The sequence below is a fragment of the Mucilaginibacter sp. genome, from assembly GCF_028288205.1.
Classification (GTDB): Bacteria; Bacteroidota; Bacteroidia; order Sphingobacteriales; family Sphingobacteriaceae; genus Mucilaginibacter.
The window spans coordinates 97223-106194 of the sequence record NZ_JAQBOD010000016.1 but is presented as its reverse complement, the minus strand read 5'-3'; the positions used below and the strand labels follow the sequence as shown (position 1 = coordinate 106194).

11 protein-coding genes and 1 pseudogene are annotated in these 8972 nt (G+C 41.5%); 3 read left to right on the top strand and 9 right to left on the bottom strand.

Annotated features, from left to right (window positions below; genetic code table 11):
- A pseudogene (locus tag JWR23_RS04080) lies at positions 1 to 142 on the bottom strand (30S ribosomal protein S12); the annotation flags it as partial.
- A gap of 208 nt (positions 143 to 350) precedes the next feature.
- Between JWR23_RS04080 and JWR23_RS04075 the strand changes: the two are divergent.
- A complete protein-coding gene (locus JWR23_RS04075; protein ID WP_299513314.1) occupies positions 351 to 851 on the top strand; it encodes a hypothetical protein in 501 nt (166 codons plus the stop codon).
- A 4-nt stretch (positions 852 to 855) separates the two neighbouring features.
- Here the strand turns inward: JWR23_RS04075 and JWR23_RS04070 are convergent, their stop codons facing one another.
- The 4 genes from JWR23_RS04070 to JWR23_RS04055 form a co-directional block, all read right to left on the bottom strand.
- The gene (locus JWR23_RS04070) at positions 856 to 1854 is read right to left on the bottom strand and encodes an ABC transporter ATP-binding protein (protein WP_299513311.1); all 999 of its coding nucleotides are present in this window, start codon (positions 1852 to 1854) and stop codon (positions 856 to 858) included.
- Between the two features lie 77 nt (positions 1855 to 1931).
- A complete protein-coding gene (locus JWR23_RS04065; protein ID WP_299513308.1) occupies positions 1932 to 2753 on the bottom strand; it encodes a PorT family protein in 822 nt (273 codons plus the stop codon).
- A gap of 20 nt (positions 2754 to 2773) precedes the next feature.
- On the bottom strand, positions 2774 to 3544 hold the full coding sequence (locus JWR23_RS04060) for a hypothetical protein (RefSeq protein ID WP_299513305.1): 771 nt from the start codon (positions 3542 to 3544) through the stop codon (positions 2774 to 2776).
- Positions 3528 to 4100 carry an RNA polymerase sigma factor gene (locus tag JWR23_RS04055; RefSeq protein WP_367277510.1) on the bottom strand — a complete coding sequence of 191 codons (573 nt, stop codon included), beginning with the start codon at positions 4098 to 4100 and terminating at the stop codon, positions 3528 to 3530. Before JWR23_RS04055 ends, JWR23_RS04060 begins: the two co-directional genes overlap by 17 nt.
- 95 nt (positions 4101 to 4195) lie before the next feature.
- On the opposite strand from JWR23_RS04055, the gene JWR23_RS04050 reads away from it, so the two are divergent.
- Both JWR23_RS04050 and JWR23_RS04045 read left to right on the top strand, forming a co-directional pair.
- On the top strand, positions 4196 to 5467 hold the full coding sequence (locus JWR23_RS04050) for an amidohydrolase family protein (RefSeq protein WP_299513302.1): 1272 nt from the start codon (positions 4196 to 4198) through the stop codon (positions 5465 to 5467).
- A gap of 2 nt (positions 5468 to 5469) precedes the next feature.
- Positions 5470 to 5997: a GNAT family N-acetyltransferase gene (locus tag JWR23_RS04045; RefSeq protein WP_299513299.1), complete on the top strand. Its 528-nt coding sequence runs from the start codon at positions 5470 to 5472 to the stop codon at positions 5995 to 5997.
- Between the two features lie 5 nt (positions 5998 to 6002).
- Here JWR23_RS04045 and hemJ read toward each other — a convergent pair whose 3' ends face one another.
- From hemJ to JWR23_RS04025, 4 genes are all read right to left on the bottom strand, one after another.
- Complete coding sequence (gene hemJ, locus JWR23_RS04040; RefSeq protein ID WP_299513297.1) at positions 6003 to 6536, bottom strand: protoporphyrinogen oxidase HemJ; 534 nt, start codon at positions 6534 to 6536, stop codon at positions 6003 to 6005.
- Positions 6537 to 6610: 74 nt separating this feature from the next.
- Positions 6611 to 7636, bottom strand: a complete 1026-nt coding sequence (hemE, locus tag JWR23_RS04035; protein ID WP_299513295.1) for a uroporphyrinogen decarboxylase — start codon at positions 7634 to 7636, stop codon at positions 6611 to 6613.
- Between the two features lie 95 nt (positions 7637 to 7731).
- Complete coding sequence (locus JWR23_RS04030; RefSeq protein ID WP_299513293.1) at positions 7732 to 8253, bottom strand: tetratricopeptide repeat protein; 522 nt, start codon at positions 8251 to 8253, stop codon at positions 7732 to 7734.
- 3 nt (positions 8254 to 8256) lie between these two features.
- Positions 8257 to 8961 carry a response regulator transcription factor gene (locus JWR23_RS04025; protein WP_299513291.1) on the bottom strand — a complete coding sequence of 235 codons (705 nt, stop codon included), beginning with the start codon at positions 8959 to 8961 and terminating at the stop codon, positions 8257 to 8259.
- Positions 8962 to 8972: the final 11 nt, after the last annotated feature.

The window sequence follows — 8972 nt, the reverse complement described above, 5'->3', positions numbered from 1 at the left end:
CTGAGTTTGGTTTTTTAGGGGTAGTGGTATACACGCGTGTGCATACTCCTCTTCGCTGTGGACAGCTGTCCAACGCTGGTGACTTACTCTTGTCAACCAGAGCTACTCTACCTTTTCTAACTAATTGATTGATAGTAGGCATTCTTGCTTTCTTGTTTTGTTTTTTTTAATTCCCGGCTGCCAACCTACATTGGAGGGCAGTTTTAGGGACTGCAAAAGTACGGAGTTATTTTATGATATTCAAGAGGTTATGCAAAAAAGTTTTTGTATGGAGGGTGAATGGTTGAATTGGGTTGATTAAGTGAGTGGTTTTGGGTGGTGAGTCTATCAAATATTCTATATTTGATAATATGAACCCAACCTATCGTTCTACGTTATATATTACACAATTTCTGAATTATTTTCTGGCGACTCTCCTATTGTTTTCTTGCCAAAATAAGTGGAGAGAAAAGACCACTAAGGCAGATTCTGTTAACTCGAAAGTTGTGATTGCAAACAAGAGCAACCGAGATACCTTGATAACTACAACATGTGCAATATTAATATATCCAACCTTAAAGCAGATAGATAAAATGAAACGGGAGGTTAAGGATAGTGATGACTTTTATACAGTAGCTGATGACAACCAATATTATATGGGAACATCTATAAAATTTTTAGATTCTGTAAAAACAAAAATGATTACGCGAGATGCTAAGGGCTCATTAACTTTCAGAACAAAAGCCGGCAAAATATTCAAAACTAAATTAGATAGCTTACAGTGGAATATTCTTCTTTTTAACGGCAAAGAAAAACCGATTAACGCTGATATAACAATGATTCAGGACGATTATAAATCGTATATGAAGTAGCCGCTTAAAACTCCAAATACCTATTGATCTTAATATGTACCTTATCGCCTATATGGTATTTGCCGGGTGCATCATTTAACAGGCGCAGGGTGATGTGGCCTTTTTCTATCAACAGATCTTCGTAACTACCTTTAAACAGTACTTGTTTAACTGTCCAATCCTTACGCGTCCAGCTGTTGGTGGGCGCGGCCCATTCGGGGTATATTACGATGTTATCGGCTTTACTGCTAATACCGCAATGCCTTGCATCTTCATTGCTTAATACAGTGCAATTGGTTAGCAGCTTGGCTGTGTATAGGGTCTGTGGATTTTGATATAGCGTCTTAGGTTTACCTGCCTCAATGATCTCCCCATCTTTTAGCACGATCAGTTCATCAGCCATAGACAGCACCTCGGCCGGGTCATGCGATACCATGATAACAGTTAGGCCGGTTTCCTGCACCACCTGCCTTATATCCTGCTGCAAACCCTCGCGGAATGAAGTATCCACCTGGTTAAAGGGCTCATCCAGCAACATTACTTCGGGACGGGTTATCAGGGCGCGGGCAATGGCTACGCGCTGCTTCTCGCCTCCGCTTAAAAAAAATGCCTGCTTATCGGCAAGGTGCAATATGTTTAGCTGCTTTAATACCTGGTTGGTTCTTTCTTCTTTGGCGGCAACATCGGTATTGGGCATCAGTACGGCAATATTGTCCCATACTTTAGCGTAAACGTTAAGCCCGTCGGTATCCTGCGTTACCATTTTCATGGCGTCATGACCAGGTATCAGCTTTTCTTCGGGTCCCCAAATGCGTTCGCCTTTAAATTGAACCTCACCCTCATCGGGCGATAACAAGCCATACAGCAATCGCAGTAAAGTACTTTTGCCACTGCCGCTCTCGCCTATTATGGCCGTGATTTTTTTTGGCTGGATAGAAAGGCTGATTCTTTTTACACCTGCCACCCGTTCGCCGGGATAGGTTTTAGTTATAGCTAAGGCCTGTAAAAAGGGGGTAGTTGTCATGCAGCAAATATAGATAAAACGGCAAAAGGCCGTTAATTAACAGCCCTGCCTTTTTAATATATATTGAGTTGGTGATTTTAGAACCCAAATGTAAACCCGAAAGCGAAGTTTTTTAAGCCTGCCTGTGCAGGGCTATTCTCGAACATATCATTAAAGTAATACTTGGCATATATACCTGCCGAGCCATAGCCTATGCGGGTGAACGCGCCGTATTCCATTTTGGTGAAGTGATAATCACCATCAATTTTTTGCTTGCCATTTTCGCTACTGATCTGTTTAACACGGGCACCTAATAACAAGCCTGCTTCTGGACCAATAATGAAGCGGAAACGTTTACCATCTGAATTTTCCTTGCTCCTAAACTCGAACGATAGTGGCACTCGCAAATAGGTGGATGAGAAGCGATTTTTGCTGTAATGGATAGCATCAGTAGTATAAGTTAAAACCGGTGCATCCCTTTGTATAGTGATATCTTTACGCAAGCGGATCAAGGTCCAGTCAAACCCACCCGACAGGTATATTTTAAAGTTATTGTTAAACTTATAACCAAATTGCACCAGGTCAAAACCTACGTTGCTTGATTTCCATGAACGATAGCTTAAAAAATCATTTTTAGGTGATAGTGTAAAGCTGCCGTTATCAACAAGGGTGGTTAAACCCAGATCAAACCGTGAAAAGGTGATGCCAAAGTTAAAACCTGTTGGTTTTTTATCATTGCGCATGCTATCCCGGTGTGCCCTAAAATCGCCCATGCTAACTTTTACCCTGGTTTTTTTAGTGGTTGTAATTGTATCTGTACCGTTAGTTATTGTTGTTGTTGTAACTGTAGTAGTTTTAGTTTGTGCAATACTGATGGTTGCAGCGCCGCATAGTAATGCGGCTATTAGTAAACGTTTCATATAAGTGATATTTAGATTTATTATTGTTTTTTAATTTTAATTATTCCAAGGTTTACCCCTGTTACATTTGATTCGGTATTGTCGTCATCGTTATCGCTAAATTCTATCAGTTTATCCTGACGCTTATCAACTTTGGCTATCAAAACATTTATTAAACCACCCAGGCTATGTATGCCGCGCTTTTTAACAGGAACCGCATCAGGCTTATTTACCGAAGCCATTATCGCGGGCTTTTCAACCCTGGCCTGTTGCTCAATATCCACCGACTTAGGCACAAGCTGGATACCTTTATCCGGAACCGTTGCCTGTATTACATCCACTTCTGGCGCAGTTACAGCAGCAATTAATGGCTGGTTATCCGCTTTAACAGGCGCTGCCTCTTTAATGATGTTATCTGTGGAGTTTACCGATGCCGTTACTTTGTTAACTGGTGATGCACTTGTAGTTACGGTTGATACAATCTTGTCAGCAGCAGGCGGAGTAGGAACTATGGGCGCTGCATCCCTCTTGTCGGTTGTAGTTGCTGCAGGTTGTATATGGTTTGCTGCTACTTGATTATTATTAACCTGTTGTTTGGTGACTTTATTTTTTTGTTGTAAAAACAACACACCGGCTGTAACCAATATAATAACGCTGGCTGCAATGCTTAACCATGGCATTATGGAGCGTTTAGCCTTTTTACCATCCAGCTCATCGGTAATATTATCCCACACCATTGGCGATGGCTCTATTTTAAAGTCTTCAAATTTCGAGTGAAATAGCTTATCAAACTCCTTATCTTGCATATCCATATCTTTTATTCTCCATTTTTAAAACCATATCTTTTAATATTGCGCGCGCCCTTGATAGTTGTGATTTAGAGGCTCCCTCTGTTATGCCAACTATGCCGGCAATTTCTCTATGCGAATACCCTTCAATAGCATAAAGGTTAAACACCATTTTATAACCGGGCGAAAGCTGCCGTATAATATTCATCAGGTCCTTTACACCCATATTGGCCATTACTGTTGGGTTTACTGATGGTTCGTTACCTATTTCGGTAACATCCATTACCTGTACCATTTTATGGTGCTTGCGGTAATACTCTATAGCGCTGTGTACCATTATACGCCTTACCCATCCTTCAAAAGCACCATCGCCCCGGTAATCTTCCAGCTTTTTAAACACTTTAATAAACCCGTTTTGTAACATATCTTCGGCCTCCATCCTATCAGTTGCGTAACGCATGCAAACACCCAGCATTTTAGCCGCAAATTGCTTATATAATAACTCCTGCGCCTGGCGTTCGCCAGCCTTACAGCGGGTAATTAATTCGTCAATTATATAAGCAGGTTTAAGTAGCATCATTTAAAGGTAAGATGATAGTTAGTACCAAATGGTTGCATGTGGTTACAAATATTTTTTATTTGCTTAATTTTAAACACCAAATAAGAGCAATAATAATGAAGCGTTTACTTTTTAGCTTACTAATTCTTTTATGCTGCACCGGCATCTTCGCGCAGCGAATAACAAATAATGCTTACACCCTGTTGAAACCTGACCGCGTTTTCGACGGCCGGCAAATGCACAACGGCTGGTGGGTATTGGTAAAAGGCAACCTTATTGAAGCCGCTGGCGAACCGGGCAGTATTACCGCACCGGCATCGGCAAAAATTGTTGATTTGAAAGGGCTGACCTTATTACCGGGGTTTATAGAAGGGCACTCGCACCTGTTCCTGCACCCTTATAATGAAGTAAGCTGGAACGACCAGGTAATGACCGAGAGCCGCGCCGAGCGCACTGCCCGCGCTGTAGTACATGCCCGCGAAACTTTAATGGCTGGTTTTACAACCGTACGAGATCTTGGTACGGAAGGAGCAGGTTATGATGACGCAGGCCTAAAATCAGCTATAAAAAAAGGAATTATACCTGGACCACGAATGTTAGTAGCCACCCGCGCTATTGTTGCAACCGGCAGTTACGGTCCTAAAAGCGAAGTAGCAGAGCTGGCCCTCATCAAGGGCGGCGAAGAAGCTGATGGGTTGGAGGGCATCACTCATGCGGTGCGCTCGCAAATTGGGCATGGTGCCGATGTTATAAAATTATATGCTGATTATGGCTGGGGAATAAACGGCAACGCCCCAACTTTTACCGAAGAAGAACTAAAAACAGCCGTTGAGGTAGCCAAAAGCAGCGGACGGACAGTGGCGGTACACTCCGGTACAACAGAGGGAATGCGCCGCTCAATTATGGCAGGCGTTACCACCATTGAGCATGGCGACGGCGGCACACCCGAATTATTTAAGCTGATGAAAGAAAAAGGCATAGCGCTATGCCCAACCTTATCGGCTACGGAAGCAATTGCAAGCTATGCGGGTTGGAAAAAAGGTGTGGACGCCGACCCTGCAAGGGTTAAACAAAAGCACTATATTTTCACCGAGGCCCTTAAAGCCGGTGTCACCATTTGTATGGGCGGCGATGTTGGCGTGTTTCCGCATGGTGATAACTCGCGCGAAATGATATTAATGGTTGATTATGGCATGAAACCCCTTGATGTATTACGCTCATCAACCTCAATAAATGCTGAAGTTTTTGGATTGAAGAATTTAGGGAGTATTAAAGTGGGTTATCTGGCGGATATTGTTGTGGTTAGCGGTGATCCGGTTGAGGATATGAAAACTGTTAAGCAGGTTAAGTTGGTGATGAAGGATGGTATGATTTATAAAGAGTTATAACAATGAAGATGGACCCAGCCATTTTGCCTGTTATTGAAACCGATAGACTGCTGTTGCGAGCGCTGAATAGAGCTGATGCGGACGCGTTGTTAAAACTACGTTCGGATGAGCAGGTAAACCGTTATCTTGACAGGCCGCCAACCACAACAATAGCTCAGGCGCAAGCTTTTATTGACAAGATAGTTAACGCTCATTCTATGTACTGGGTCATCAGCCTAAAAAACGCCCCTGATTTGATAGGAACGATGTGCCTGTGGAATTTCGATACTGAAAAGAATATGGCTGAAGTGGGTTACGAACTTATGCCCGGCTACCAGGGTAAGGGAATCATGAATGAAGCAATACTGGCAGTTATCAGTTATAGCTTTAATAAATTACAGCTGCGGGTATTAGCGGCAATAATGCACCCAGATAATGAAGCGAGTGCTAAATTGTTAAAGCGAAATGGTTTTGAACCAGACCATGCGAATAAATTTATTAGTGAAAAAGACGCGGAAGGACAGTCTGTTTACGTATTGATACGTAATTAATTGGTCTATTTCTTCTCCCTATAATACTTATACACCTTCACTGCCGACATCAGCGCAAGCGCAAAAGCTATAATCCCCACCACGCCGAATATCCAGTTCAACGAGCTTTTAAGTACTACTAAAAATACTATCGCAAACAAAAGCAGGGTTGCCAGTTCATTCCATAAACGTAATTGGGTAGATGTCCATTTGTAAATGCCTTTGCGCATTTGGTTCATTTTATTTTGGCAGATAAAATGATAGGCTATTAAAAATATAACAAATGTTAGTTTAATATGCATCCACCCAAATTGCAGCCAAACCGGTGCAATGCACAGCATAGTAATACCGGCAGCCAAAACCAGGTACATTGATGGGGTAGTAATGATCCACCATAATTTACTTTCCATAATTTCAAACTGTTTGGAAAGTATGGTACGGTCGGGCTCAGGCTTATCCTGCGCTTCGGTATGGTAAATAAACAAGCGCACCATATAAAACAGCCCCGCCATCCAGCAGACTACAAATATGATGTGTATAGCAAGAATATAGTTGTACACTAATTTTCACGATTATATCGAATTTCACGAATAATGCGAATTAGTGTTATTCGCCCAAATTCGTGCAATTCGTGTTAATACTTGTATTCCTTTATCACCTCTACCGCATATTTCACATTATCAAACGGTATATCGGGCATAATGCCGTGGCCCAAATTAAATATAAATCCGTTCTCGCCTTTCATGCGGTCGAACAGGCGGTATATTCTTTCTTTAATAACTTTCTTATCAGCATACAAAATATGCGGATCTAAATTGCCTTGCACAGCTATGCCTTGTGGTAAGCGCTTTTTAATATCCAGCAGGTCAACGTTCCAATCGATAGAAATAACATCAGGCTTAGCCTCTGCCATTAATGGCGCAAAAACAGAGCTTCCCTTACAGAAAGAAATCACCGGGATATCTTTTCTATCCAGTTTACTGATGATCTCGGCAATATAGCGGTGCGAAAATTCTTTATAATCATCCCATGCTAAAGCTTGTGCCCAGCTATCAAATATTTGTACCGCATTTACACCTGCTGCTATTTGCAGGTTAAGGTAATCTGCCGTTACAGTCGCAATCTTTGACAGTAGCTGATGAGCCATTTCGGGCTCGTTGTGCAGCATCAATTTAGTCAGCTTAAAATCTTTTGATGATCCGCCTTCAACCAAATAGCTCATTACCGTAAAAGGCGCGCCTGCAAAACCTATTAGTGGAATACTGCCCTTTAAACGTTGTTGAATAACCTTTATAGCATCAGCAACATATTGCAATTTATCAATACAATTAGTATTCAGGTTATCAATATCTTTCTGCGTACGTATGGGATTGGCAAACTTAGGGCCTACATTTTGAGTAAAGCTCAAATCACCGCCCATAGCCTCGCCGGTAACCAATATATCCGAAAATAAGATGGCGGCATCAATGCCCAACAGATCAACCGGCAACATAGTAACATCTGCAGCCAACTCCGGCGTTTTGCACATCTCCAGGAAAGAGTATTTGTTTTTTATTTCCCAGTACTGGGGCATAAACCTGCCTGCCTGCCGCATCATCCATACAGGTGGGCGTTCGGTTTTTTCAGAAAATGCAGCTTTTATTAGTAATGAATCTCTCATGCTTTTTTTAGAATCAAGAGGCAAGAATCAAGAATTAAGAGAATAGGCGTTACCTATCTTGGCTCTTGATTATTGGCTCTTGACTCTCTCTTTTGTTATTTTTTATCAAGCTCCTGATGAAGTCGGCTTATTACCTCTTTCATTTTGGATGTTATTTTTTCTTGGTGCTTATCGGCCAATGCTAAATAAGCTTTGGCCTTTTCATAATTATTATGTCTTATGCTGAGGTTAGCTACATGCACCAAAGCGGCAACATGGTCGTTTGCTGATCGTAACGGGTATTGCGCGGCTATTTCATAATGCTTTTCGGCTTCATCAAAATTCTGCTTTTGCAGGCATACACCTCCAAATATAAACTCATAAAATCCGCGGCGTTTTTTGCTTAACCAACCAGGATTAGGCACTTGTCGTAATAGTGATTCGGCTTTGTCATAATCCTTATTATGGAAAGCTTTGGCTGCCAGTATAATAGTTCCTTCCTTAAAGTAGCCCCATATCAGCAGGCCTATAAATAGTACAATTACAGCAGCAACTTCATAAACCCGCAGATGTATAGCTACTGCCAGCATAATAACAAAAGCGCCTATAACAAAAATGCGTGCCCTGTTTGTAAACATTAATTAATGCTGATCTGTAAATTTATAGCCAACACCACGTATAGAGTGAAAATAAACCGGATTTTTAGGATCAGGTTCAAAATACTTACGGAAGGTTAGAATAAAGTTATCAATAGTACGGGTTGATGGGTATACATCATAGTTCCATACGGTTTCCAGTATTTGCTCGCGCGATACCGCGTCATTACGGCGCTCTATCAGCAACTTTAATAGCATGGTTTCTTTTTTAGTTAACGGGGTTATAGAACCATCGCCATTAACCAATTCGAACGAGTTAAAATGAATAGTTTTATCGCCGATTTTATAGCTGTTAAACTCTTTCAGGTCATCGCCTTTTAAGCTGCGCTTAATCAGGTTGTTAACCCGTAGTATCAACTCTTCCAGGTTAAATGGTTTGGTCAAATAATCATCCGCGCCTTTTTTCAGTCCGGCTATTTTATCCTCGTTTGTATTTTTTGCCGTCAGAAACATGATGGGCACTTCAGAGTTCTCTAACCTTATAGTTTCTGCAACTACAAAGCCGTCAATTTCGGGCATCATAACATCCAGTATAACCAGGTTAAAACGCTCTTCTTTAAATATCTGTAGGGCTTTTTTACCATTGCTGGCGGTTGATACCTTGTAACCTTCTAACTCAAGGTTAAGTTTAATTGCTTCTAAAAGATGTTCTTCATCTTCGGCCAGTAAAATTCTTTTTCTGCTTGGCATTTAATTGTGAT